Raw genomic sequence first — 23,458 nt, forward strand, 5'->3', positions numbered from 1 at the left:
GCGCCCGATCTCATTTTCCCTGCAAATCTAGCGCGTTGGGCGGCGGCAGGCGACAGCCAAATGCCGTGCGGGCCCGGGAACTCGGGTTGTCGTTAAGGTGCGCGGCAGGCCATCAGCCCCAATGTCGTCCTGGCTTCCGTCAGGACGACGGAAAACGCCTACTCCGCCGCCAGCGACTTCTCGCGCAGCGGCAGACCGAGGCGGTCCCATACCTGCAGCAGGGCTTCGGCGAGCTGATCCACCAGGCCGTCGTCGTGATAGGGCGAGGGCGTGATGCGCAGGCGCTCGGTGCCCTTGGCGACCGTCGGATAGTTGATCGGCTGGATGTAGATGCCGTGCTGTTCCAGCAAGAGGTCGGAAGCCTGCTTGCACTTCTCGGCATCGCCGATGAACAGCGGCACGATGTGGGTGTCGCTCGACATCACAGGCAGGCCGGCGGCGTTGAGGATCGCCTTGACCCGGGCGGCGCGGTCCTGGTGGCGCTCGCGCTCCCAGTTCGACGTCTTCAGATGCTTGATCGCAGCGGTGGCGGCCGAGCAGATCGCTGGCGGCAGCGCGGTGGTGAAGATGAAGCCCGGCGCATAAGAGCGCACGGCGTCGATGATCTGTCCGTTGGCGGCGATGTAACCGCCGAGGCAGCCGAACGCCTTGGCGAGCGTGCCTTCGAGAATGTCGATGCGATGCATCACGCCGTCGCGCTCGGCGATGCCGCCGCCGCGCGGGCCGTACATGCCGACGGCGTGGACTTCGTCGACATAGGTCATCGCGCCGTACTTCTCGGCGAGATCGCAGATTTTTGCCAGCGGAGCGATGTCGCCGTCCATCGAATAAAGGCTCTCGCAGGCGATCAGCTTGGGCCGGCTCGGGCCCGCAGCCTTCAACAGCGCTTCGAGATCGGCGAGATCGTTGTGGCGGAACACGACCCGCTCGCAGCCGGACTGGCGGATGCCCTCGATCATCGAATTGTGGTTGAGCTCGTCCGACAGAATGAGACAGTTCGGAATGAGCTTCGCGATGGTCGCGATGCCGGTCTGGTTCGAGACGTAGCCGGACGTGAAGAGCAGCGAGGCGTCCTTGCCATGGAGATCGGCGAGCTCGGCCTCGAGCTGCACCAGCGGATGATGCGTGCCGGCGATGTTGCGGGTGCCGCCGGCGCCGGTGCCGACGCGCGTCGCGGTCTCGACCATCGCGCCGACCACCTTCGGGTGCTGGCCCATGCCGAGATAATCGTTGGAGCACCAGATCACGACGTCGCGCTTGCCCTTGGGCGAGTGCCAGAGCGCATGCGGGAACCGGCCGGCGATGCGCTCGAGATCGGCGAACACGCGGTAGCGCCGCTCAGTGTGGAGGCGATCAAGGGCGGAATTGAAAAACTGGCTGTAATCCATCGTCAAACCTGCAACGGAACTGACCAAAGGGCTGCATCTTCTTAGAGTTATTCCAGCTCTAATGTCTATGCGCTATCCCACATTTGCACCTGCGGGGCATTTGGGCAAAATGCCCTATCGTGCGATTTGAAACTTGATCCGATCAAGTTCGCGCGAGATGCAATGTTGCCCTGCACCATCAGTTGAATTGAAGTCAGCGCTCAACTCGTTCTGAATTGAAGCACGCCGTCTTTCGTCTCCGCCGTCAGCCGGCCCTCGACGATCATGTAGTTGACATGGGCGACCAACTCGCCGGCGGCAAAACCCATCTGGTGTTCGTCGAGCACGTGCTTGTTGAACACGACGGGCACCAAGGCGCGCGAGGTCTGCGGCACCTCGCGGCAGGCTTCCGCGATCAGGCGGCAGCGCTCCTCGTGGTGATCGGCCAGCTGCTTGATGCGGGGCTTAAGCCCGTAGAACGGAACGCCATGGCCCGGCAGCACCAGCACATCATAGGGCAGCGTCGTGGTGAGGCTGGCGAGCGAGGCCAGATATTCGCCGAGCGAGTTCTGGTCGGGTTCGACCGCCCACACGCTGACGTTCGGCGAGATCTTGCTCAACACCTGGTCGGCCGAAAGGAACAGCTTGTCGTCGGCGCAATACAGCATCACCTGGTCGAGCGCGTGACCGCCGCCGGTGATCACCTTGAACCGGCGCGTGCCGATCACGACGTCGTCGCCATGCGAGATGCGGCGGTAGGACGGCGGCAGCACCGAGACGCGCTTGAGATAATCCTGGCCGCGACCGAGCAGCTTTTCGGTGAGCGACTCGTCCATGCCGTGGCGGCGGAAGAACAGCCGTTGCGCCTGCTGCCGCTCCTCCGTGCCGCGGTTCTGGTGATAGACCGATTGCAGATATTCGACCTGCGACATCACCAGCGGGCAGTTGAATCGCTCGACGATCCACCCGGCCAGACCGACATGATCGGGATGGGAATGGGTCACGATCAGGCGCGTGATGTTGACGCCCTTCAGCGGCCCGTCGAACAGCTTGGTCCAGGCCTCGATCGTCTCCTCGTTGCCGAAGCCGGTGTCGACGATGGCATAGCCGTCGCCGTCGGCGAGCAGGTAGATGTTCACGTGGTTGAGGCGGAACGGCAGTTTCAGCCGCGCCCACAATACGCCCGGCTTCACCTCGACGACCTCTTCGGGGCCGGGATGCTGTTCCCATGGATAGCGCAGGGCCTCGGCGGAGGACTGCACGGTGTCGGTTTTTGCGTTCATTCTACCGGCTTAAACCCACTGGCTGCGGCGCGCCAGCCGAAAAAAGCCGCGCGGCGGCCGTCGCATGGCCGTCATACCGCAAGGGTTTTTCCGTGACCCGGATGGAGCCACGACAGGCCGGCGGCGGCTTACGCCGCCCGTATGTTGTTGAGGAACGCGTCGATCTCTCCGCGCAGCATGTCGGCTTCGCGGCGGAGCGCGTCGGAGGCGCCCAGCACTTCGTTCGCCGCTGCGCCGGCTTCCGCCGAAGCCGTGGAGACGCCGACGATGTTGCTGGAGACCTCGCTGGTGCCGCCGGCCGCATGCTGGATGTTGCGGGCGATCTCGCGCGTCGCCGCGCCCTGCTCCTCGACCGCGGCGGCGATCGTCGTGGTGACGTCGTTGATCTCTCCGATGATCCGGCCGATGCCCTGGATCGCGCCGACTGCCGAGGTGGTGACCTGCTGCATGCTGGCGATCTGGGTGCGGATCTCTTCCGTTGCCTTGGCAGTCTGGCTCGCGAGGCTCTTCACCTCGGAGGCGACCACCGCGAAGCCGCGGCCGGCCTCGCCCGCGCGCGCGGCCTCGATGGTGGCGTTGAGGGCGAGCAGATTGGTCTGCGAGGCGATGGTCTGGATCAAATCGACCACGACGTTGATGCGGCTCGCGCTGTCGGCAAGGCTCTGCACTGTGGCGTCCGTCGAACCGGCTTCGTCGACGGCCTTCCTGGCGATCTCGGCGGAGGTGATCACCTGCTTGCTGATCTCCTGGATCGAGGACGACAGCTGTTCGGTGCCTGATGACACGGTCTGCACGTTGACCGAGGTTTCCTCCGCGGCCGACGCCACTGCGTTCACCAGCGCGTTGGACTGGTCGGCGGTGTTCGACATGCTCTGCGCGGTCGTCTGCATCGAATTGGCCGACTGCGCGAGATTGTCGAGCGCGGAGCGCACCGTGCCCTCGAACTCGGCGATCTTCGCCTCCATGCGCTCGGCGCGCTCGGCCTTGGCGAGCCGATCCTTGTCCTGCTCGCCGGCGAGGGTCCGGGCTTCGATCATGCTGTCGCGGAACACCTGAAGCGTATCCGTCATCGTGCCGATCTCGTCATTCTGCTTCGCGCGCGCGATCTCGGTGTCGAGATCGCCGGCCGAGAGCAGCTGCATGGCGTGCTGGAGGCCTGTGATCCGGCGCAGGATGTTGCGGCCGACATAGAGCCAGACGAACAACGCCGAGCCGACCAGCATCAGCGCGCCGAGTGCCAGCATCGCGGTCGTCGCCAGCGAGATCTCCTGCCGCGCCTGGAAGGTCGACGCGTTGGTCTCCTTCTGCACGCCCTCGACGAGCTGCTGCACGCTGATGCCGAGGCCGACATTGAGCTTGCGGGTCTCGTCCAGAATGGTCTGGCCGTAGTCGATGGCGTCGAGCTCTTTCTGGCGGATCTTGAACACGCCGGTCTTGCCCTCGCCGAAGGCGAACAGCTTTTGTACGGTGTCGCGCACCGCCTGCATCGAGGTCATGTTCGGCAGGTCCTCGAGGTTCGACTTGACGCGGTCGCGCGTCGCCTTGAACTCCTTCTCGATCGCCTCCAGCGTGTCGCTGTTGTTGGCCGACAGCGCCGCCATCATGTCGGCGGCCATCAGATTCCCGTTGGCGGAGATGGTCGCGACCTGGGAGACGGTGCGGGCGGCTTCGGTGGCATCATCGGCGGAAACTTCCGCCGCGCCGAGAATCGCGTTCAGGCGCGTTTGCGCATCCAGCATGGCAGGACCGGCCGCACCGACGAAGGTGAGCTGCGCCTTGCGCAGCGCTTCATACTGCTTGTCGTGCAGCGCACCGGTATCGAGCCGCTCGCGCGCGGCCGACACCAGGCTCTGGGTCGCCTCGTCGATGCTCTTGGCGGTGTCGCGCAGTGCGGTCGCGATCTGCTTGTCGGCGCCGAGCTCGATGATCTCGCCAAGCTTGGCCATGGCGAGCTGCTGAATCTCCTGCACCTTCTTGGTGCGTTCGTTCAGCGCCTCGTCGGACGGCGATGCCAGGAGGCCGGGCCCTTGCGCCGCGAGCGTTGCGCTTTGCGATGCGAGTTGAAGGCTCGCGGAGAGGCGCGGAATGTCGCGGCCGCTCAGGTCCATCATGGTGCTGCCGAGATGGTTGAAGACGAAGCCGGCGCCTGCGGCGATCAGGAGGCCCATGCCTGCGATCACTGCGAAGGCCGTGAACAGGCTGCCGCGCACGCCCCATTTCGGCATCTTGAAGCGAGGCTTGAAACGGCCAAGGACAGGGCCAAGAATGCCACCAAGACGGATCGCCATCGAAATTCCCCCACCCACGATCTTATGTTTTCGCCGCGGAGTATCCTTGGAGCGGGTTAAAAATTCGCAAGTTGCTCAATTGGTTGCGCGCGTTCCGCACAGCGAAAAAAGAAGGGCCGGCAACGATGCCGGCCCTTCATCATGATAAGGTCTTGGTAACCGTTCAGTAGCGCGCGACCGCCGAGTTGGCCCAGTTGAAGCGGTAATTGACGCCCGCCTTGATGGTGTGGTCGTCGGTGGTGAAGTTGCCGGAGCCCGCCAGCGGACCTCCGATGAAGTGCGCGTCGCCGAAATTGTAGTACTGGTACTCGGCCTTGGCCGACCAGTTCGGGGCGAACATGTATTCGAGGCCGGCGCCGACGGTGTAGCCGTTGCGGTGATCGCCAGCGATGACGAAGGCGGCCGGCACGCCGCCAACAGTGACCTTCTCGTTGTTGTCGGAGTAGGCGTAGCCGCCCTTCACGTAGAGGAGGCCCGGACCCCAGGTGTAGCCGACGCGGCCGGTGATCGAGCCGAGGCCGCGCTGGTCGTTGGTGTAGGCGACGCCGCCCGGGAACACCGCGCCGACGCTACCGGAGAGCCAGGAATACTGGCCTTCGACACCGACCAGGAAATTCGGGTGGAACTGCCAGTCCGCACCGGCCTGCACGCCGCCGAGGAAGCGGCCATTGCCGTTGTTGCCGGTGGAGAGGCCGTTGAAATTATTGTCGCTGGAGAATGCGCCACCGAGATGCGCACCGATGTAGAAACCGGTCCAGTTGTAAATCGGCGCGGCATAGGCCGGCGCGGGCGTCTTGTAATAATTGCGGTTACCGAGATCGGCACCGATCGCCGGCGCAGCAGCGCCCACCATGAGCAGCGCAACGGTCGCAAACAGAATCTTCTTCATAGTCCAAACTCCAACACTTTGGTCCCCGGCAGGCGCGCTTTCCGCGCCGTCGTTGGTTTTGCAGATAGCTCGCTTTTGACGAAAATGCTGTCACATGCATGGCACAGCGGCAGCCAACCTAACTTATTGGCCTGTAAATGATTTTCGTGCTTAATGCCGGCTTAAGAAGTGGTGAAGGAAGACTTAATCCAGCGCTGTTCCGGTACCTTGCGCGCGTGTCTCATTAACCAAGACGGCGCCGTGCCTCATCGCGCATCTGTTCGCGGAATGCAGCGCGCTTTGCGGGCCGGTCTTGCTCGCGCACGTCATGGCGATCGAAGACGTCGAACTTCTCCAGAATCGGATGGCGCTCGCTCGCCATCGCGAGCACGCGCAGCACCTTGGTTGCCGATGGTGTCGGGCCGCTCACCTCCCAGCGTCGGATGGTGTCGACGCCGCCCTGCTCCGGCAATCCGCAAAGCCGGGCCATGTCGGCCGCGGTGAGCTTGCGCTCAAGCGCCTCGGAGAGGTCGTTGCGGAGTTGCTTCAGTTCGGGGCCGGTCATGTCACCTCAATGCGCGAAGTCGTTGAGGTCAATGCACTAGCGCTGATTCGGGTCCATCCGAAGGCGAGGCAGTCCGCCCCTGATGTCATCCATGTGACCTCGCCAGCGGGGATCCGGCGTGCAATAGACATTGCACTTCCTCTTCCTCTTCGCGTTCGGCGCGGTGCTGGCACCGAAATCCGCTAGCAGGCGAATCTCCTGCCGTCCATGCCTGGACTGGAGCGAGCTTGCGCAGGACGTTCGGCATTGATCTGAGCGGAAACGGCAGTCGCGCTCCGGCACCTTCGCCCGCGCACGGAGTTATGAACGGGAGCCTATGGAAATCGTCCATTGAGTGAACAAATGGCACAAGGGGCCGGCAGCGTATGAAGGGATCAGCCATGACAAGCATCAAACCCGCCCTTGCGGCACTCGTCGCGATCGGGCTGCTTGCCGCGCCGCTTGCGGCTGAAGCCAAAAAGCACCGCTCGAGCCGATCTTACAGTACCGGCGTGGTGGCTCCGACCTATGGGAGCGCCGGATCGCCGGCGGCACAGCCCAGGACCTATGGGTCGACCGGGCAGTCGGTCGGGACGGTCACGGCGCCGTCAATCGGCACGTATAATACGCCATCGGTCGGCGTCACCAACACGGTCCCGACCTGGAACAACACCAACCCGCCCCTCAGATAGGGAACGTCCAATACCGGTCACCGTGTGCCGGTCGCGAGGCCAGAGAGAAGATAGAGCGCGACCAGCAATGTCGCGACCGACAGCATCGTCGTGACCGAGACCGTGGCAGCGACCAGCTTTTCCTCGACCTTGTGTTCGTGCGCCAGCACATACACGGTCTTCGCCGTCGGTACTGCCGCGCAGATGACGGCGGCGACCGTGTCGAGCGGGCTGAGGCTCAAAACCACACAGAGTCCGTAGACGATCAGCGGCATCACCAGCAGTTTCACGGCGGCGAGCGCGAACGATGCCTTCAGGTTCGACCGCAGTCCCTCGACCGACAGACCTAGTCCGATGGCAAACAGCGCGCAGGGCGTGAGCGCGGCGGCAATCATGTTCAGATAGGCGATGGCCGGCGCTGGAATTGGCAAGCCGGTGATCGCCCATGCGAGACCAATGAGGGTCGACAGGACCATCGGATTGAGCAGGATCTGCTTCACCAGTCCGGCGGAATGTGCCGGCCCGCGCGCGTCCCTCTCCAGCAGGACGACGGTGAGCGGAAACATCACGCCAGCCACGAACACCGTCGCCACCGCCGCGGGCAGGACGGCGGGCTGGCCGTAGATCGCGTGCAGGATCGGCAGGGCTACGAAGCCGGTATTGGTCATCGCCGCGGCCATGCCATGGATGGTGCTGCTGGCGAGATCGCGCTTGCCACCCGTGCGGACCACCAGGAACACCAGCGCAAAGCAGATCAGGGACCCGCCGCCGAACGCGAGCAGGAAGCGCCATTCCAGCAGATTGCGTGCCGGCTCCTGGGCGATCGTCACGATCAGTAGCGCCGGCATCGCGACGTTGTAGGCGAAATGTACCAGGGCATCGGCAAGCGAGCGGGAGAGATAGCCGAGCTCTCCGGCGAGCCAGCCGGTGACGATGATCGCGAAAACAGGAAGAACGAGGCTGGCGACCTCCATCCGGCTTCCCCTTGGCCAGGCAGATAAATCCCATCCTAGCTTGGAGATGCGCCGCCGTCACGGTTCAACCGGACCGCGGCGTTCGATCCGGTCCCTGCGATCTCAGGCGCCCCTGCGGCCCTGTTGGCCGATCACGCAGCGCCATCCGGCGAGGCGCTCGGCCGGATGCTGGTTCATCCATTCGGCGAGCTGCGGTGCGCCCATCAGGCAGGACTGCATCGAGACCTCGGCGAAATCGGACGTGGTGACGGTTTGCTCATGACAATTCGCCGGAGAGGCGAGGTTGCAGAGCACGGCGATGATCTTGATCACGCGAAATTGCCTCCGTCGCTGCGACGCGCAGTACCTCCGCTCGACTGGTCGCTGACCGGATCAGCCGGCGGGAAGATGCTGTCGTAGATCGCGCGTGCTTCTCGAATGAGGCGCTCTCGCTCGCGCTCCGATTTCGAGACAAACTGAATGACTTCGCCCATGATCGCTCCAAAACTTGGTCGGTACGTCATCATTAGATGACGTGTGTCATGTCATGCATGTAGGACGCCGCTTGCCGCTTTGAAGCCGGAGCAACGCTGATGGAGCAATAACAAGCGCGTGACTGCCCTGTTCCTAGGACGATCCGGCCGAGTATCGGCGCCAGAGCGGAATACCGCTCGTCTCACGCCGCCGGCGTGCGCTCCTTGCGTCCCGGTACCGCCGCCAGCAGCTCGCGCGTATAGGCATGCTCGGGCGCGGCGAACAGCTGCGCGGTCGGTTTCAACTCGACGATGGCGCCGCGCTGCATCACCGCGATCCGGTCGCAGATTTGGGCTGCGACGCGCAGATCGTGGGTGATGAACAGCATCGAGAGGCCGAGGCGTGCCTTGAGGTCTTCGAGCAACTTCAAGACCTGCGCCTGCACGGAGACGTCGAGCGCGGAGACGGCTTCGTCGGCGACGATGATCTCAGGCTCGAGCGCGAGCGCGCGCGCAATGCCGATGCGCTGGCGCTGGCCGCCGGAGAATTCATGCGGATAGCGCTCGAGCGCGCCGGCATCGAGGCCGACCATCCTGAGCAGATCGCGGGCGCGGTCGAATGCCACTTTCGGATCGGTGCCCGCCGCGATAGGACCGTCGGCGATGATGTGACCGACCTTGCGGCGCGGATTGAGCGAGGCGAACGGATCCTGAAAGATCATCTGGATGCGATGCCGCTCGGCGCGCAGCGCTTTGCCCGAGAGTGAGGTGAGATCGGTCTCGCCGATCCGCACCGTGCCGCGGTCGGCTTCGATCAGCCGCATCACGAGCCGCGCCACCGACGATTTTCCGGAGCCGGATTCGCCGACGAGGCCGAGCGTCTCACCCCTGAGGATGTTGAAGTTGACCGCGCGCGCGGCGTCGACGCGGCGGTCTTCGCGAAACCAGCCGCCAGAGGTGACGTAAGTCTTGTCCAGTCCGATCACCTCGACCGCTCTGGCCTGATCGTCCAGCGGCGCGCGCGCCGGCGGATCCATCGACGGCACCGCGGCGAGCAGCGCCTTGGTGTAGTCGTGCTGCGGCGCGTTGAAGACGGTTGCAGCGGGACCCTCCTCCACGACCTTGCCGTGGCGGAGCACCACGACCTGATCGGCGATGTCGGAGACCACGCCGAAATCATGGGTGATGAACATCACCGCCATGTTGCGGTTGCGCTGGAGGTTGCGGATCAGCTTCAGGATCTGTGCCTGCGTCGTGACGTCGAGCGCAGTGGTCGGCTCGTCTGCGACCAGCACCGCCGGTTCGAGCGCCAGCGCCATCGCGATCATGGCGCGCTGGCGCTGGCCGCCGGAGAGCTGGTGCGGATAGGCGCGCACGATGCGCTCGGGGTCGGGCAGGCCGACCTCCCGCGCCAGCGCCAGTGCCCTTGCGCGCCGCTCCCTCGGGGTGAGCAGGCCGTGCGCCTCGAACATCTCCGCCATCTGGTCGCCGATCCGCATCAACGGATTGAGCGCGGTCATCGGCTCCTGAAAGATCATCGCGAGCCGGCGGCCGCGCAGATCGCGCCAGCCGTCGTCATCCAGCTTGAGCAGGTCGCGGCCTTCGAACTGGATCTCGCCGGAGGTGACGGAGACCGTGTCCGGCAACAGGCCCATCAGCGCATGCGCGCACATCGACTTGCCGGAGCCGGACTCGCCGACGACGCAGACGATCTTGCCGGGTCGCAAGTCGAGCGAGACGCCATCGACGGCGAAGGGACGCTCGGCGCCCTTGGGCAGCGCGATCCGCAGATTCTTGATGGAGACGGCGGGCGGTGCGGTCATCTCTAGCGTCCCTCCCGCGACAGGCGCGGATTGAGGGCGTCGTTGAGGCCTTCGCCGATCAAATTGAGGCCGAGCACAGAGATCAGGATGGCGACGCCGGGAAACACGGTGATCCACCAGGCCTGGCGGATCACGGTGCGGCCGGCACCGACCATGTAGCCCCAGGAGATCAGATTGGGATCGCCGAGGCCGAGGAATGACAGCGAGGATTCCAGGAGGATTGCGGTCGCCACCATCAGCGAGGCCAGCACGATCACCGGCGACAGCGTGTTCGGCAGGATTTCGCGCAGGATGATCCAGGTGTTGCTCTGGCCCGTGACGACGGCGGCCTGGACATATTCGCGCGTGCGCAGCGACAGCACCTCGCCGCGGACGAGACGCGCGACCGGCGGCCAGCTCACCAATGCGATCGAGGCGACGATCGAATAGATCGAGGGTTGCAGGATCGCGACCAGCACGATCGCGAGCGCAAAGCTCGGGATGGTCTGGAAGAATTCGGTGAAGCGCATCAAGGCGTCGTCGACCTTGCCGCCGAAATAGCCGGCCATGGCGCCGATCGGCAGGCCGACGACCAGCGCCACCAGTGTGGAGACAAGGCCCACAAGCAGCGAGACGCGAGCGCCAAAGATCATGCCGGCGAACACGTCGCGGCCGAGCGCGTCGGTGCCGAGCGGCACGGTCGAGAGCGTGAACGGCGGCAGGAACGGCCGCTGCACCATGCGCCAGGGCGAGTTCGGGAACAGCATCGGACCGAACACCGCGAGTGCGATCGCAAGAAGCAGGATGATGAGCCCGATGACGCCGCTCGGGCTCCTCAGCATCGATTTCCAGAACTGTTTCATGCGGTGAATTCGATGCGCGGGTCGACCAGGCGATAGACCAGGTCGGTGATGAGATTGAATGTCAGGACCATGGCGGAGCAGATCACGAAGACACCAAGCAGTAGATTGTAGTCCCGCTGCAGCAGGGCGTCGTACATCAGCCGTCCGATGCCCGGCCAGGCGAACACGGTCTCGGTGATGACGGCGCCGCCGATCAGCGTGCCGGAGTGGACGCCGGCGAGCGTCACGACGGGCAGCAGCGCGTTGCGGAGCACGTGGCGGCGCTGGATCACGGCATCGGACAGGCCTTTCGCACGCGCGGTCTTGACGAAGTCGAGCCGCTTCACCTCCAGCATCGAGGCGCGCGTCATGCGGGTGTAGGTCGCCATGAAGAACAGGCCGAGCGTCATCGCCGGCATGATCAGGTGCCTTGCGACATCGACCACATGGGCAAGACCGGTGAAATTGGCGCCGACGGTCTCGTAGCCGAAGCTCGGCAGCCAATCGACAGCGACCGAGAACAACAGGATGCCCATCAGCGCCACCCAGAAAAGCGGCATGGCGAAGAAGATCAGCGCGAAGATCGTGATGGCGGTGTCGAGCCACGTCCCCGCGAAGCGCGCCGCGAAGGTGCCGAACAGGATGCCGAGCATCAGCGAGATCGCGAACGCGGTCAGCGTCAGCAACAGCGTCGCCGGCAGCCGCTCCAGGATCAGCTTCGACACCGGTGCCTGCTGGCGGAAGGAGAAGCCGAGGTCGAGCGTCACGACGCCCTTGACGTAGACGAAGAGCTGCTCGGGCAGCGGCTTGTCGAGGCCGAACTTCTGCCTGAGCTGCTGGACGAAGATCTGGTCACTTGCACCGGCCTCGCCCGCCATCACGACCGCGGGGTCGCCGGGCGCAAGCCGGATCAGGAAGAAATTGAGAACGACGATCGCGAGCAGGACGATCACGCCCTTCAGGACACGCTGAGCGATGAAGGAGAGCATTGTTAGATGGCGATCAGATCAGGTTGAACGCAGCGGCAACAGCGGTGCGCCCCCTCTCCCGCTCGCGGGAGAGGGTAGGGGAGAGGGTATTTCCGCAGAGGGATTGCCAAGTGGAGAGAACCCTCACCCGCTACGCTCTTCGAGCGTAGCGACCTCTCCCGCAAGCGGGAGAGGTAAGGGGAGTTCGGAGCGCGTCTCCTCACTTGTCGAGCCACGCGTCCTTGAAGCCATCATTGACCCCGATGCCCGTGGTGATCAGGTTCTTGACCTTGCAGCGCATAATGGTCGGGAATTGCAGCTCGAGCATCCAGGCCACCGGCACGTCTTCGACCAGGATCTTCTGCGCCTTTTCGTAGATCTCCTTGCGCTTGGAGTCGGGCGTCGCCACCGCGCCGTCGGCGAACAGCTTGTCGATTTCCGGGTTGGAGTAGCCCTCGACGTTGTTGAACACCTGGCCCTTGGCGATGGCGCTTGAGACGTAGTTTCGGCCGACGCCGAGCGCGGGATCGCCATATTGGTAGAGATAGGTGAAGGCGATGTCGTAGTCCCAGTCGCCGATCTTCTGGTTGCCGCCGGCAACGTCGGTGGCGATGGTCTCGATGTTCATGCCGACGTCCTGAAGGTTCTGCTTCACGGCTTCACCCCAGCGCTGCCAGGTCTCGCCATAGGCGAGCGGCAGAAGGCGGATCTTCTCGCCCTTGTAGCCGGCTTCCTTCAGCAGCGCCTTGGCCTTGGCGGGATCGTAGGGGTACTTCGGCACGTCGTCGGTGTAATATTTGATGGTCGAGGCCGATGGGCCGGTCGCAACCTTGCCGAGCCCGTTCCAGATCACGTCCTTGGCGAACTCGCGGTCGATCGCATACATGATCGCCTGCCGCACCCGCTTGTCCGCGAGCGGACCCTGGCGGTTGTTGAGCCACAGCCAGGCCAGCGGCGAGAAGAACTCCCAGCCGGCGCCGGTGACGCAGGTGTCCTTCAGCTTGGAGAGACGGGGCACGTCGAAATTCTCGACCGAGCCGCCGGGCAGTACGTCGACCTTGCCGGTCTCGTACGCCACGGAGCGTGCCGCGGCATCGGGAATGATCTGCCAGTAGATATCGTCGAGATAGGGTTTGCCCTTCTCGTAATAGTTCGGGTTCTTGACCAGGCGGATGAAAGAGCCCTTCTGCCATTCCTTGAACATGAAGGGGCCGGTGCCGACAGGGGCGTTGTTGTAGGGATTGGTCTTCCAGTCGGTGCCTTCATAGAGATGCTTCGGTACCATCGGCATCGAGCCGACCTCGAAGATGCCGAGGAACGGACCGAACGGCTGCTTCAGTGTGAACACCACCGTGGTGTCGTCGGGTGCCTCGACCTTGTCGACCTGCGCGAGGTTGTTGCGGGCGCGCGCATGAGTCTGCTTCAGCATCTCGACCGAGAACAGCACGTCGGCGGCGGTGAAGGGCTTGCCGTCATGCCAGGTCACGCCTTTCCTCAGCTTGAAGGTGTAGGTTTTTGCGTCTTCGCTGACGCTCCAGCTCTCGGCGAGTTCCGGCTGCGGTTCGAGCTTGGGGCTGTAGCGAAGCAGGCCTTCGAAAATGTTGCCCGCCACCATCTGCACCGGGCCGTTCTGGACCATCGCCATCATCAGGCCGGGCGGCTCGGGCTGGATCACGACATTGATCGCGCCCCCTGTTTTCGGCTCTTGCGCCAGCGCCGGGGCCGTGAGGCCGCAGGCCAGGAGGAGTCCAAGCAACACTCGTTTCGACATGTCGTATCTTTCTCAAGCGAGACCAGCCGCGAACGCTTCGCACGTCGTGGCGCGCTAAGCTACGGCCGGCCCATCCCAGTCCCCATCCGCTATCGAGGCTCACATAGTCCCATTCGGCGCCGCAAGATGAAAGTCTCGACAGTGTTCGCACAAAAAATGTACAGCGCGTCCCATGATGGCGTTTGGCGGCCAAGCCGGCGCCGCAGCGCCGCCCGATCCGAGCGGGACCCGGCTGGTCGAGGACGGCCGCGCCCGCATCCGGCTCGAGCGCTGCGGGCCGTCGCGCGAGCGCATCTGCGCCTCAGGCCAGGGCCAGACCTTCACCAAAATGCCCGAGGCGCTCCCGGGCCACGAGATTGCGCGGCTCTCGACGTCGTCGTCCATCTGCGCCGGAAGCCCGACGTAGACCCGGCATGCGGATCGTCTAACGCAAGCCCGCTCGCCGGAATCCCTCCATATAGTGCTCGCGATCGGCCTCGTTGGCCCACGGCAATTGCGTCGCGATCCAATGCAGCGAGATGCCGGGCTGGGTGCGGCGGAGCTCGCTCAGCGCCATCTCCGCAAGCACGCCGTCGCCGGTCATGCCGGCAGAAACCGCGAGCACGCGGTAGGCGCCGGTGAGGTCGCCGCGGTGGCGGATCGCCTCGCGCGCGAGCGCGATGGCCTCGCCATAGCGCCGCTCCGTGAAGCGGGCATAGCCGGCGATGCCGTGATAGATCGCCAGGGACGGATCACGCGGCGAGAGCCGCATTGCCCTCTGCGCTGCCTCGAACGATTCCTTCGGCCGCCCGGCATAGGACAGCGCCAGCGCGTAATAGCTCTGCGCCAGCGAGAAGTTCGGATTGAGCGCGAGCGCCTGCTCGAACTCGGACAGTGCGTCCGCAAGTCTTCGTGTCGAGAAGCAGACACTGCCGAGCGCGGCATGCGCCCAGGCATCCTCATGGTCGCAGCGCACCGCGGCGAGCGCGGCGGCCTCCGCCGCCGGCGCCACCACGGCAAGCTCGGTCCAGCCGAGATGCACGCCGAACATGTGGTTCGCCGCGAGCACCGACAGCGCCTGGCCGTAGTTCGGGTCGATCTCGACCGCACGCTCCAGCAGCGTCCGCGCGGTCTCGTGATCCCGCCGCGTCACGCGCCAGTAATGCGACAGCGCCCGCATCAGCAGGTCCCAGGCGTCCAGGCTCGCAGGGGGCTTGCGATGGGCGCGAAAACTTTCCGCTGCATGAATCTGCGGCTCGATCGCCGCGGCGATCGCGTTGGTGATCTCGTCTTGCACGGCGAACACATCGACCAGCTCGCGATCGTAGCGCTCGGCCCAGAGATGGCTGCCGGTTGTGGCGTCGTTGAGCTGCGCGGTGATGCGCACCCGGTTGTCCGCCTTGCGCACGCTGCCTTCGACGATGTAGCGGACGCCGAGCTCCTGGGCGATCTGCCGGATGTGGACCGCGCGTCCCTTGTAGGTGAAGGACGAGTTGCGGGCGATCACCAGGAACCAGCGTTGCTTCGACAACGCGGTGAGGATGTCCTCGCTGATCCCGTCGCCGAAATAGTCCTGTGCGGGATCGCCGCTCATGTTCTCGAAAGCGAGCACTGCAATCGCCGGACGGTCCGTCTGGGCGCGCGGCAAGGCAGCGACGGGCTCAGCGGACGCCGGGGCGACTGCCAATTCTTCCCGGACTTCGCCGACGAAGCGAAAGCCCTTGCGTGGAATGGTCTTGATCAGCCGCTGGCTCGCACCGTCGTCACCGAGCGCCTTGCGCGCGGCGTTGATCCGGCTGTTCAGGGCGGAGTCCGAAATGATCCGATGGCTCCAGATCTGGCTGATCAGGTCATCCTTGCTGACCACACGGGTGCGCTGCGCCACCAGATAGAGCAGGAGATCGAACACCTGCGGCTGCAACGGCACGGCGGCTCCGCTGCAGGTCAGTTCCCGCAGGTCGCCGTCGAGCAGGTTGTTTTCAAAGCGAAATCGCACGTTTCTGTCGTCTCAAGCAAAAATCAAAATCGTCTCAGGCGAAAATCAACCGTCCGCGAAAGTCTTCGGCACTCCGATGCGGCATGGTGCAGCGACCAATGAAGTGCCGGCGTTTTGGCACAACGGAGCTGTTTATGACCCAAATTGATCATCAGGTTCATCCCGTCGGCCCGGTTGCGGGCTCACGCATTTTCAGGTTCATCGCTTTTCTGTACGGAATTGCGGCGTATCTCGTGTTTTTCGTCACCATTCTCTACGCCATCGGCTTCGTCATGGGGCTGGTGGTGCCGAAGACCATCGACACCGGGACCGACACGCCCGTGGCCGAGGCCGTCATCATCAATCTGCTCCTGATGGCCCTGTTTGCGGTCCAGCACAGCGTGATGGCGCGGCAGCAATTCAAGGCATGGTGGACGCAGTACGTCCCCAAGCCGGTCGAGCGCAGCACCTATGTGCTGTTTGCGAGCCTGTCATTGCTGCTCCTGTTCTGGCAGTGGCGTCCGCTGCCCACGGTCATATGGGACGTCGCGAACCCGGATCTTGCTGTGACGATCGTCACGCTGTCGCTGGCGGGCTGGGTCCTGGTGTTCACCTCGACCTTCATCATCAATCACTTCGAGTTGTTCGGATTGCATCAGGTGACCAATCATCTCGTCGGCAGGGAGGCGTCGCTGCCGCGCTTCAAGACGCCGCTGCTCTACAAGTTCGTTCGCCATCCGATCTATCTCGGCTTCATCATCGCGTTCTGGGCGGCGCCGGTCATGACCGCGGGCCATCTGCTGTTCGCCGCCGTGACCACGCTCTACATCTTCGTCGGCATTGCGCTGGAGGAGCACGATCTCGTCGATCTCTTCGGCGACGAGTATCGGCAGTACAAACAACGTGTGTCGATGCTTATTCCCTGGCGCAAGTCAGTATAGTTGGCGCGCATTTCCGCCGCGTCGGCCGAACGGAGGATGCGCGGCGGCGCCGAGGCGCGTAACGGAGCTTGCCGACCCGGCCTTCAATGTTTCTCGGGGTGAATCCCCCCACCCCGACGCTATCAGTGCGAGCAAAGCTCGTCGCGGCCCCGCATCCGTTCTGCCGAGTTTACCGGCAAACAGGAGCGGGGAGAGGAATTTAAACCTTCATCAACGGAGACGACCAAATGAAACATGTCGGAAGCTGCTTCTGCGGCGCGGTCACAATCGAGGTCACGGACGCGCCGGAGGCGATGGGTTATTGCCATTGCCGCTCCTGCCGCTCGTGGTCGGGCGGACCGGTGAACGCCTTCAGCCTGTGGAAGCCCGAAGCCGTGCGCATCACCGAAGGCGCACAGAACGTCGAGACCTTTACCAAGACACCGCTCAGCCAGCGCAAATATTGCCGGAAGTGCGGCGGCCATCTCATGACCAACCATCCGCCGCTCGGCCTGGTCGATGTCTTCACCGCCACCATCCCTACGCTGGCATTCGCGCCCGGCGTTCACGTCAATTACGCCGAGACGGTGCTGCCGATGCGCGACGGCCTGCCCAAGCTGAAGGATTTTCCGGCCGAGCTCGGCGGCAGCGGCGAGATGATGCAGGAGTAGCGGTGCCCCTCTCCTCTCCTCGCAAGCGGGAGAGGAGAGGTTAGCTACCTCATCCCTGCGCGCCGCAATCCTTCGAGGTAATGCTCGCGATCCTCATCCCGCAGCATCGGCAGCTCGCGCGTGATCCAGGCGAGCGAGATGCCGGGTTGGGCGCGGCGCAGGCCTTCCAGTGCGGAAGCCGCGAGCGTGGGATCCCCTGACATTCCGGCGGCGGCCGTCAGCACGCGATGCGCGCCGACGAAATCGGCGCGCTGCCGCATCGATTCGCGCGCCATCTGCATGGCGCCTTCGTAGTCGTGGCCGATGAAACGGGCATAGGCGGCAACGCCGCAATAGATCGCCGCGAGCGGATCGCGCGGGCTGAGCCGCAGCGCGCGGCGCGCGGCGGCATCGCCGTCCTGCCATCGTCCCGCGTAGCACAGCGTCACGCCGTGGAAGGCGTGCGCCATCGCAAAGTTCGGATTGAGCTCCAGCGTCAGCTCGAATTCCGCCAGCGCGTCGTCGAAACGGCGGCGGAATAGATAAGTATAAGCGAGGCCGTGATGGGCCCAGGCATCTTCACGATCGGCCTCCACCGCCGCGAGCGCCGCGCGCTCGGCGACCGGTACGGTCGCGGCCATGCCGGCCCAGCCCATATGCGCGCCGAAGATGTGGCTGGTCGCGAGCAGGCCGAGCGCCTTGCCATAGGCGGGATCGAGCGCGACGGCCTTTTCGAGCAGTTCTTGCGCGGCGGCATTGTCCTCGCGGGTGATGCGCCAGTAATGCGACAAGGCGCGCATCACGAGGTCCCAGGCATCCAGGCTTCCCGGCGGCTTCTGCTGGGCGCGAAAACTCTCGGCGGTATAGAGCTGCGGCTCGATCGCGGCGACGATCGCCTCGGTGATCTCGTCCTGCACGGCGAAGATGTCGGCAAGCTCGCGGTCGTACCGTTCGGCCCAGAGATGGCTGCCGGTCGAGACGTCGTTGAGCTGCGCGGAGATACGCACGCGATCGCCGCTCCGCCGCACGCTGCCTTCCAGCACGTAGCGCACGCCGAGATCTCGCGCGACCTCGTGCATGTGCACGGCGCGGCCCGTGTAGACGAAGGAGGAGTTGCGCGCGACGACGAAGAACCAGCGCAGCTTCGACAGCGCTGTGATGATGTCCTCGCTGATCCCGTCGGAGAAATAATCCTGCTCGCGGTCGCCGCTCATGTTGGTGAAGGGCAGCACCGCGATCGCCGGCCGGTCCGGTAGTGCGAGCGGGGCCTGCAGAACCTTCGCGCCGAAACCGGGTTCCGGAGCGGTCGCCCCACGCTTGGTCTCGACATCGCCGACGAAACGAAAACCCTTGCGTGAGATGGTGCGGATCAGTGCCTGGCTCGCGCCGCTGTCGCCGACCGCCTTGCGTGCCGCATTGATCCGGCTGGTCAGGGTGGATTCGGAGACGCTGCGCCCGTGCCAGATCTTGTCGATAAGCTCGTCCTTGCTGACCACCCGGTCGCGGTTCTCCATGAGGTGGACGACGAGATCGAAGACCTGCGGCTCCACGGCAACGGGAACCTGCTCGCGGCTCAGTTCGCGCAAGTCGGTATCGAGCAGATGATCCCGGAACAGAAACTGCACGTCGAAGACTCAGACCTTACGATGACATCGGCAATAATAAAAACAGAACGGATTTCGACTGAAGTCTGTGAGTCCGCCGAGGGGCCTGCCCGGTTCACCACGATCGCGTGATGGCTGCCATGCGGTTTGTGAGGATGAATGCAACTTCAACGAGAATGTGGCGATTGAAGCCGGATGGTCGCGCCCGGATGCACCGGGCTACGCCCGCCCCGGAATGACGGGAGTAGGGGGCTTTGTCCATTGCCGAACAGCTCCGTCTGCGTAAGCTGCCTCACACAGAACACAAACCACGAAGAAACGCTCATGCTCGCTTTTCACGCCTCGACCACCGTGCTCGATTCCATGTTGTTCCGCGATGCCTTCGGTACGCCGCAGATGCGGGAGGTGTTTTCCGACGTTGCGACGGTCGCGCGCTATGCCGAGGTCGAAGTGGCGCTGGCGAAGGCGGAAGCGAAGTGCGGGGTGATCCCGCAGGATGCTGCCGATCAGATCGCGGCGCGGACCGATGTTGCCGCACTCGATTTCGACCTGTTGCGGCAGGAGACCGATGTCGTCGGCTATCCGATCTTGCCCTTGGTGCATCAGATGGTGAAGCAATGCGGCGAGGCCGGCCGCTATGTGCATTGGGGTGCGACCACGCAGGACATCATGGACACCGCCGTGGTGCTGCAACTGCGCGCCGGGCTTGAGATCGTCGAACAGGACCTCGCCGCCCTGCGCAAGATCCTCGCTGACATCTCGAAGCGCTACCGCGACACGCCGATGGCGGGCCGCACCCATCTCCAGCAGGCGCTGCCGGTCACCTTCGGCTACAAGACCGCGATCTGGCTTGCGATGTTCGACCGCCACGCCGAACGTCTGGCACAATTGAAGCCGCGTGTGCTGGTCGGCCAGTTCGCCGGCGCGGCCGGCACGCTGGCCTCGCTCGGGGACAAGGGCTTTGAGGTGCAGGAAGCGCTCTGCGCCGAGCTGAAGCTCGGCGTTCCCGCCTCGACCTGGCACGTCGCACGCGACGGCTTTGCCGAGACCGTGAACTTTCTCGCACTCGTCACCGGCTCGCTCGGCAAGATCGCGCTCGACATTATGATCATGGCCTCGACCGAATTCGGCGAGGTCTACGAGCCGTTCGTCAAGGGGCGCGGCGCTTCTTCGACCATGCCGCAGAAGCGCAACCCGATCTCCTCGGAACTGATGCTCGCTGCGTCCAAGGCGGTGCGCCAGCACGCCGGCCTCATGCTGGATGCCATGGTGCAGGATTTCGAGCGCGCCACCGGGCCCTGGCACGCTGAATGGATGGCGATCCCGGAAAGCTTCGTGCTGACCGCCGGCGCCTTGCACCAGGCGAAGTTCGCGCTCGCCGGCCTCATCGTGGACGAAAGCAAGATGAACGAGAATCTCGGCGTCAGCCGCGGCCTGATCGTGGCCGAAGCGGTCATGATGGGCCTCGCGCCGCAGATCGGGCGGCAGGAGGCGCATGACGTGGTCTATGACGCCTGCAGGCTCGCCAATGAGAACGGCCTGACGCTGGCGGACGCGCTCTCGTCCGACGCCCGCGTCTCTGCCAGAATCGACCGTGCCACGATCGAGGCGCTCACATCACCGAAAAATTACCTCGGCCTTGCTACCGCCATGGTCGACCGGGTGCTGAAATCGGCAACGCGTTGAAAACCAAAATGCGTGAAACTGGGTATCTTTGGCGTGTCGCAAGGCACTCGCACACTTGTGTCTCGCAATGCTAGACTTAGATTGAGTGAGAGACGTTCGGCAGAGGATCTGGCATGACTGATCAACGCATCACCTCCCCTCCCATCGATCCCGTGAAGCTCGACCGGCTGGCCGAGGTGGCGGTGAAGGTGGGCCTGGGCTTGCGGCCGGGCCAGGATGTGCTCTTGACGGCGCCCGCGATCGCGTTGCCGCTGGTGCGGCGGATCGCCGTGCATGCCTACAAAGCCGGCGCCGGCATCGTGACGCCGATACTCTCCGACGAAGAGATGACGCTGGCGCGCTACCGCCACGGCCACGACAACAGCTTCGATCGCGCCGCCAACTGGCTCTATGACGGCATGGCGAAGGCATTCTCCAATAACACGGCGCGGCTCGCCATCGTCGGGGACAATCCGATGCTGCTGTCGGACGAAGATCCGTCCAAGGTGGCGCGCGCCAGCAAGGCCAATTCGATGGCCTATCAGCCGGCGCTGGAGAAAATCGTCAACTTCGACACCAACTGGAACATCATCGCCTATCCCAGCCCGTCCTGGGCGAAGCAGGTGTTTCCGAACGATCCGGAAGACGTTGCGATCGGCAAGCTGGCGGATGCGATCTTTGCCGCTTCGCGCGTCGACCGCGAGGACGCGATGGGCAATTGGGCGAGCCACAATGCGGTGCTGCGTGAGCGCACCAACTGGCTCAACGGCCAGCATTTTCGCGCGCTGCAATATTCAGGTCCCGGCACCGACCTCACCATCGGGCTTGCCGACGGACACGAGTGGGAGGGCGGGGCCTCGCTGTCCAAGAACGGAATCAGCTGCAACGCCAACATTCCGACTGAAGAGGTTTTCACCACGCCGCATTGCCGGCGGGTCTACGGCCATGTCGTGAGCTCGAAGCCGCTGTCCTACCAGGGCACGCTGATCGACAACATCGCGGTGCGCTTCGAGGACGGCAGGATCGTCGACGCAAAAGCCTCGCGCGGCGCGGAGGTGCTGAACAAGGTGCTGGACACCGACGAGGGCGCGCGCCGTCTCGGCGAAGTCGCGCTGGTGCCGCATTCGTCGCCGATCTCGCAGAGCGGGCTGTTGTTCTACAACACGCTGTTCGACGAGAATGCGGCCTCGCACATCGCGCTCGGCCAGTGCTATTCGAAGTGCTTCGTCAACGGCGCGCAGCTCACGCCGCAGCAAATCGCCGCGCAAGGCGGCAACCAGAGCCTGATCCATATCGACTGGATGATCGGCTCGGCCGAGACCGACATCGACGGCATTCTCGCCGACGGAAGCAAGGTGCCGGTGTTTCGCAAGGGCGAATGGGCGAAGTAACGCGTCTTGCGGCCCATCCTTCGAGACGCCCGCCATTGGCGGGCTCCTCAGGATGAGGTCTTGCTTCGTTGCGACATCTTAGACCCTCATGGTGAGGAGCGCCGCGTTACGGCGCGTCTCGAACCATGCAGGACGGGCAAGTACCCTCAAGCCCCTCTCACGCCGCCGCGTTGCGCAGCATCGGGCTGTTGTCGATACTGAAGCGGTTGAACAGCGTCGTGAACGGGCTGCCGTCGGTGGCCCGGACGATGGCGTCGGAAACCGCCACCGCGTCGTAGAGCGCACCGACCGGATCGCTCGAGTCGGGCAGGTCGAGGCCCCGGCGGATTTCTTCGCGGGCCTCGTTGACGTCGTCCTCGTCGTCGAGCGTCGCCTCCAGCTCATCGGCCGCACGCCGCATCTCCGGGAGGTCGCCGCCGGAGGAAAATTTGAGGATGTCGAGCCAGTAGGGGCGCGCGACGACGAGCTGCACGAAAGCCTCGAAACTCTCCGCGATAATTTCCGCGCGGCCTTCCGATGAGACGTAGAGCACATTCTGCGACGGCAGCAGCACGAACGCGCCGCCGGAGCCGTCACTGCCGATCTGCCGGGGGCTGTCGATGCCGTCGACGGTGAACCAGGGCTCCTCGTCGGTTGTGAAGGAGACGTCGAGGCTGCCGAGCCAGGCGACGGCTTCGCCTTGGGCTATCAGGACCTCCGGGGTGAGGGGCATCGGCATGGCTCCTTCGATTGTCACGTTCGCGCACTTTGTCGCACCCCGGAAAAGGTGGGTTCATGTGCACGAAAATGCAGGGGAATCGCGACGTTAACCGCTTCGGGTCTGCAACTTGCGGCTGATTGTCGAGGCCCGCGTAAGAAAGAATTAAAAGCCGGCTATTAGCGTTCCAACATCTTTTGAAACAATCCGGGCCGAGCCCCGGCCGGTCATATTTTATCCCAGGGGAAAAGATGTCGCGCTCATTGATTGAAATCGGTAGTTGCAGTGTGGACCTCGAGCTGCGGCCGATCGAGCCGTCCTGGATCATCGAGGGCAATCCGGTGTCGCGCTCGCGCGTCCTGTCCACCAGCTCCGATGGTACCGCTTCGACCATCATCTGGGCTTGCACCGAAGGGCGCTTCAACTGGTACTACGATATCGACGAGACGATCATGATCATGGAAGGATCGATCGTGCTCGAAAGCGACGGCATGCCGCCGAAGCGCTACGGCCCAGGCGACGTCATTTTCTTCCGCGACGGCGCGCATGCCAAGTGGCACGTCGAAGGCCACGTCAAGAAGATCGCCTTCTGCCGCAAGACCAATCCCGCGATGATCGGTTTCCTGATCCGCGTCGTCAACAGGCTCAAGCGGATGTTCGTCTCCGCCGGCGAGCGCCGCCCCGCCTCGCTGATGGGCGCCGGTTAGCACTCAAACAGTTTCAAGGACGCTTCCCAGCGGCTACGAC

The 23,458-nt window shown here is 64.1% G+C and carries 22 protein-coding genes; 7 read left to right on the forward strand and 15 right to left on the reverse strand.

From position 1 onward, the window contains the following. Positions 1-158: 158 nt before the first annotated feature. From hemA to IVB27_RS42375, 5 genes are all read right to left on the reverse strand, one after another. Positions 159-1,388: a 5-aminolevulinate synthase gene (gene hemA / locus IVB27_RS42355; protein ID WP_247448421.1), complete on the reverse strand. Its 1,230-nt coding sequence runs from the start codon at positions 1,386-1,388 to the stop codon at positions 159-161. Positions 1,389-1,588: 200 nt separating this feature from the next. After that, a complete protein-coding gene (locus tag IVB27_RS42360) occupies positions 1,589-2,650 on the reverse strand; it encodes an MBL fold metallo-hydrolase (protein WP_247344308.1) in 1,062 nt (353 codons plus the stop codon). A 128-nt stretch (positions 2,651-2,778) separates the two neighbouring features. Next, complete coding sequence (locus IVB27_RS42365; RefSeq protein ID WP_247448422.1) at positions 2,779-4,938, reverse strand: methyl-accepting chemotaxis protein; 2,160 nt, start codon at positions 4,936-4,938, stop codon at positions 2,779-2,781. Between the two features lie 163 nt (positions 4,939-5,101). Then, complete coding sequence (locus tag IVB27_RS42370) at positions 5,102-5,827, reverse strand: outer membrane protein (RefSeq protein WP_247448423.1); 726 nt, start codon at positions 5,825-5,827, stop codon at positions 5,102-5,104. 223 nt (positions 5,828-6,050) lie between these two features. Continuing rightward, a complete protein-coding gene (locus IVB27_RS42375) occupies positions 6,051-6,371 on the reverse strand; it encodes a hypothetical protein (protein ID WP_247344301.1) in 321 nt (106 codons plus the stop codon). A gap of 380 nt (positions 6,372-6,751) precedes the next feature. Here IVB27_RS42375 and IVB27_RS42380 point away from each other — a divergent pair, with 380 nt between their 5' ends. After that, on the forward strand, positions 6,752-7,042 hold the full coding sequence (locus IVB27_RS42380; RefSeq protein WP_247344298.1) for a hypothetical protein: 291 nt from the start codon (positions 6,752-6,754) through the stop codon (positions 7,040-7,042). 17 nt (positions 7,043-7,059) lie between these two features. On the opposite strand, the gene IVB27_RS42385 is transcribed toward IVB27_RS42380, so the two are convergent. The 7 genes from IVB27_RS42385 to IVB27_RS42415 all read right to left on the reverse strand — a co-directional run bounded on the left by IVB27_RS42385 (position 7,060) and on the right by IVB27_RS42415 (position 13,830). Then, a complete protein-coding gene (locus IVB27_RS42385; RefSeq protein ID WP_247448424.1) occupies positions 7,060-7,995 on the reverse strand; it encodes an AEC family transporter in 936 nt (311 codons plus the stop codon). A gap of 102 nt (positions 7,996-8,097) precedes the next feature. Next, entirely contained in the window at positions 8,098-8,307 is a 210-nt protein-coding gene (locus tag IVB27_RS42390) for a hypothetical protein (RefSeq protein WP_247344293.1), read from the reverse strand. Then, positions 8,304-8,468, reverse strand: a complete 165-nt coding sequence (locus IVB27_RS42395; protein ID WP_247344290.1) for a hypothetical protein — start codon at positions 8,466-8,468, stop codon at positions 8,304-8,306. The genes IVB27_RS42390 and IVB27_RS42395 overlap by 4 nt, the downstream gene beginning before the upstream one ends. Before the next feature lie 182 nt (positions 8,469-8,650). Continuing rightward, complete coding sequence (locus IVB27_RS42400; RefSeq protein WP_247448425.1) at positions 8,651-10,270, reverse strand: ABC transporter ATP-binding protein; 1,620 nt, start codon at positions 10,268-10,270, stop codon at positions 8,651-8,653. Positions 10,271-10,272: 2 nt separating this feature from the next. After that, a complete protein-coding gene (locus IVB27_RS42405; RefSeq protein WP_247344285.1) occupies positions 10,273-11,112 on the reverse strand; it encodes an ABC transporter permease in 840 nt (279 codons plus the stop codon). Further along, positions 11,109-12,080 (reverse strand): ABC transporter permease, encoded by a 972-nt coding sequence (locus tag IVB27_RS42410; protein ID WP_247448426.1) that lies wholly within the window; start codon positions 12,078-12,080, stop codon positions 11,109-11,111. Before IVB27_RS42410 ends, IVB27_RS42405 begins: the two co-directional genes overlap by 4 nt. A 199-nt stretch (positions 12,081-12,279) precedes the next feature. Beyond that, positions 12,280-13,830: an ABC transporter substrate-binding protein gene (locus IVB27_RS42415; RefSeq protein WP_247344278.1), complete on the reverse strand. Its 1,551-nt coding sequence runs from the start codon at positions 13,828-13,830 to the stop codon at positions 12,280-12,282. A gap of 172 nt (positions 13,831-14,002) precedes the next feature. Between IVB27_RS42415 and IVB27_RS44020 the strand changes: the two genes are divergently transcribed. Then, positions 14,003-14,236 (forward strand): hypothetical protein, encoded by a 234-nt coding sequence (locus tag IVB27_RS44020; RefSeq protein WP_524536570.1) that lies wholly within the window; start codon positions 14,003-14,005, stop codon positions 14,234-14,236. 18 nt (positions 14,237-14,254) lie between these two features. Here the strand turns inward: IVB27_RS44020 and IVB27_RS42425 are convergent, their stop codons facing one another. Further along, a complete protein-coding gene (locus tag IVB27_RS42425; RefSeq protein ID WP_247448427.1) occupies positions 14,255-15,805 on the reverse strand; it encodes a winged helix-turn-helix domain-containing protein in 1,551 nt (516 codons plus the stop codon). Between the two features lie 134 nt (positions 15,806-15,939). On the opposite strand from IVB27_RS42425, the gene mddA reads away from it, so the two are divergent. Beyond that, positions 15,940-16,725: a methanethiol S-methyltransferase gene (mddA, locus tag IVB27_RS42430; RefSeq protein ID WP_247448428.1), complete on the forward strand. Its 786-nt coding sequence runs from the start codon at positions 15,940-15,942 to the stop codon at positions 16,723-16,725. Between the two features lie 227 nt (positions 16,726-16,952). Then, positions 16,953-17,375, forward strand: a complete 423-nt coding sequence (locus tag IVB27_RS42435; RefSeq protein WP_247448429.1) for a GFA family protein — start codon at positions 16,953-16,955, stop codon at positions 17,373-17,375. 44 nt (positions 17,376-17,419) lie between these two features. Here the strand turns inward: IVB27_RS42435 and IVB27_RS42440 are convergent, their stop codons facing one another. Continuing rightward, positions 17,420-18,979 (reverse strand): winged helix-turn-helix domain-containing tetratricopeptide repeat protein, encoded by a 1,560-nt coding sequence (locus IVB27_RS42440; RefSeq protein WP_247448430.1) that lies wholly within the window; start codon positions 18,977-18,979, stop codon positions 17,420-17,422. Positions 18,980-19,282: 303 nt separating this feature from the next. Here IVB27_RS42440 and pcaB point away from each other — a divergent pair, with 303 nt between their 5' ends. Further along, positions 19,283-20,644 (forward strand): 3-carboxy-cis,cis-muconate cycloisomerase, encoded by a 1,362-nt coding sequence (gene pcaB / locus IVB27_RS42445; protein ID WP_247448431.1) that lies wholly within the window; start codon positions 19,283-19,285, stop codon positions 20,642-20,644. Positions 20,645-20,757: 113 nt separating this feature from the next. Beyond that, entirely contained in the window at positions 20,758-22,014 is a 1,257-nt protein-coding gene (locus IVB27_RS42450) for an aminopeptidase (RefSeq protein WP_247448432.1), read from the forward strand. A gap of 157 nt (positions 22,015-22,171) precedes the next feature. On the opposite strand, the gene IVB27_RS42455 is transcribed toward IVB27_RS42450, so the two are convergent. Then, complete coding sequence (locus IVB27_RS42455) at positions 22,172-22,726, reverse strand: hypothetical protein (RefSeq protein ID WP_247448433.1); 555 nt, start codon at positions 22,724-22,726, stop codon at positions 22,172-22,174. Positions 22,727-22,962: 236 nt separating this feature from the next. Between IVB27_RS42455 and IVB27_RS42460 the strand changes: the two genes are divergently transcribed. Further along, a complete protein-coding gene (locus IVB27_RS42460; RefSeq protein WP_247344256.1) occupies positions 22,963-23,418 on the forward strand; it encodes a cupin domain-containing protein in 456 nt (151 codons plus the stop codon). The last annotated feature ends 40 nt before the right edge of the window (positions 23,419-23,458 follow it).

This window comes from Bradyrhizobium sp. 197, assembly GCF_023073375.1.
Classification (GTDB): Bacteria; Pseudomonadota; Alphaproteobacteria; order Rhizobiales; family Xanthobacteraceae; genus Bradyrhizobium.

What these genes read in the sequence shown, in the direction of transcription:
- IVB27_RS42405 (WP_247344285.1), bottom strand. Translation starts at nt 11,112, where the DNA reads ATGAAACAGTTCTGGAAATCGATGCTGAGGAGCCCGAGCGGCGTCATC.
- IVB27_RS42455 (WP_247448433.1), bottom strand. Translation starts at nt 22,726, where the DNA reads ATGCCCCTCACCCCGGAGGTCCTGATAGCCCAAGGCGAAGCCGTCGCC.
- IVB27_RS44020 (WP_524536570.1), top strand. Translation starts at nt 14,003, where the DNA reads ATGATGGCGTTTGGCGGCCAAGCCGGCGCCGCAGCGCCGCCCGATCCG.
- mddA (WP_247448428.1), top strand. Translation starts at nt 15,940, where the DNA reads ATGACCCAAATTGATCATCAGGTTCATCCCGTCGGCCCGGTTGCGGGC.
- IVB27_RS42450 (WP_247448432.1), top strand. Translation starts at nt 20,758, where the DNA reads ATGACTGATCAACGCATCACCTCCCCTCCCATCGATCCCGTGAAGCTC.
- IVB27_RS42375 (WP_247344301.1), bottom strand. Translation starts at nt 6,371, where the DNA reads ATGACCGGCCCCGAACTGAAGCAACTCCGCAACGACCTCTCCGAGGCG.
- pcaB (WP_247448431.1), top strand. Translation starts at nt 19,283, where the DNA reads ATGCTCGCTTTTCACGCCTCGACCACCGTGCTCGATTCCATGTTGTTC.
- IVB27_RS42380 (WP_247344298.1), top strand. Translation starts at nt 6,752, where the DNA reads ATGACAAGCATCAAACCCGCCCTTGCGGCACTCGTCGCGATCGGGCTG.
- IVB27_RS42395 (WP_247344290.1), bottom strand. Translation starts at nt 8,468, where the DNA reads ATGGGCGAAGTCATTCAGTTTGTCTCGAAATCGGAGCGCGAGCGAGAG.
- IVB27_RS42385 (WP_247448424.1), bottom strand. Translation starts at nt 7,995, where the DNA reads ATGGAGGTCGCCAGCCTCGTTCTTCCTGTTTTCGCGATCATCGTCACC.
- IVB27_RS42435 (WP_247448429.1), top strand. Translation starts at nt 16,953, where the DNA reads ATGAAACATGTCGGAAGCTGCTTCTGCGGCGCGGTCACAATCGAGGTC.
- IVB27_RS42415 (WP_247344278.1), bottom strand. Translation starts at nt 13,830, where the DNA reads ATGTCGAAACGAGTGTTGCTTGGACTCCTCCTGGCCTGCGGCCTCACG.
- IVB27_RS42410 (WP_247448426.1), bottom strand. Translation starts at nt 12,080, where the DNA reads ATGCTCTCCTTCATCGCTCAGCGTGTCCTGAAGGGCGTGATCGTCCTG.
- IVB27_RS42360 (WP_247344308.1), bottom strand. Translation starts at nt 2,650, where the DNA reads ATGAACGCAAAAACCGACACCGTGCAGTCCTCCGCCGAGGCCCTGCGC.
- IVB27_RS42365 (WP_247448422.1), bottom strand. Translation starts at nt 4,938, where the DNA reads ATGGCGATCCGTCTTGGTGGCATTCTTGGCCCTGTCCTTGGCCGTTTC.
- IVB27_RS42370 (WP_247448423.1), bottom strand. Translation starts at nt 5,827, where the DNA reads ATGAAGAAGATTCTGTTTGCGACCGTTGCGCTGCTCATGGTGGGCGCT.
- IVB27_RS42400 (WP_247448425.1), bottom strand. Translation starts at nt 10,270, where the DNA reads ATGACCGCACCGCCCGCCGTCTCCATCAAGAATCTGCGGATCGCGCTG.
- hemA (WP_247448421.1), bottom strand. Translation starts at nt 1,388, where the DNA reads ATGGATTACAGCCAGTTTTTCAATTCCGCCCTTGATCGCCTCCACACT.
- IVB27_RS42460 (WP_247344256.1), top strand. Translation starts at nt 22,963, where the DNA reads ATGTCGCGCTCATTGATTGAAATCGGTAGTTGCAGTGTGGACCTCGAG.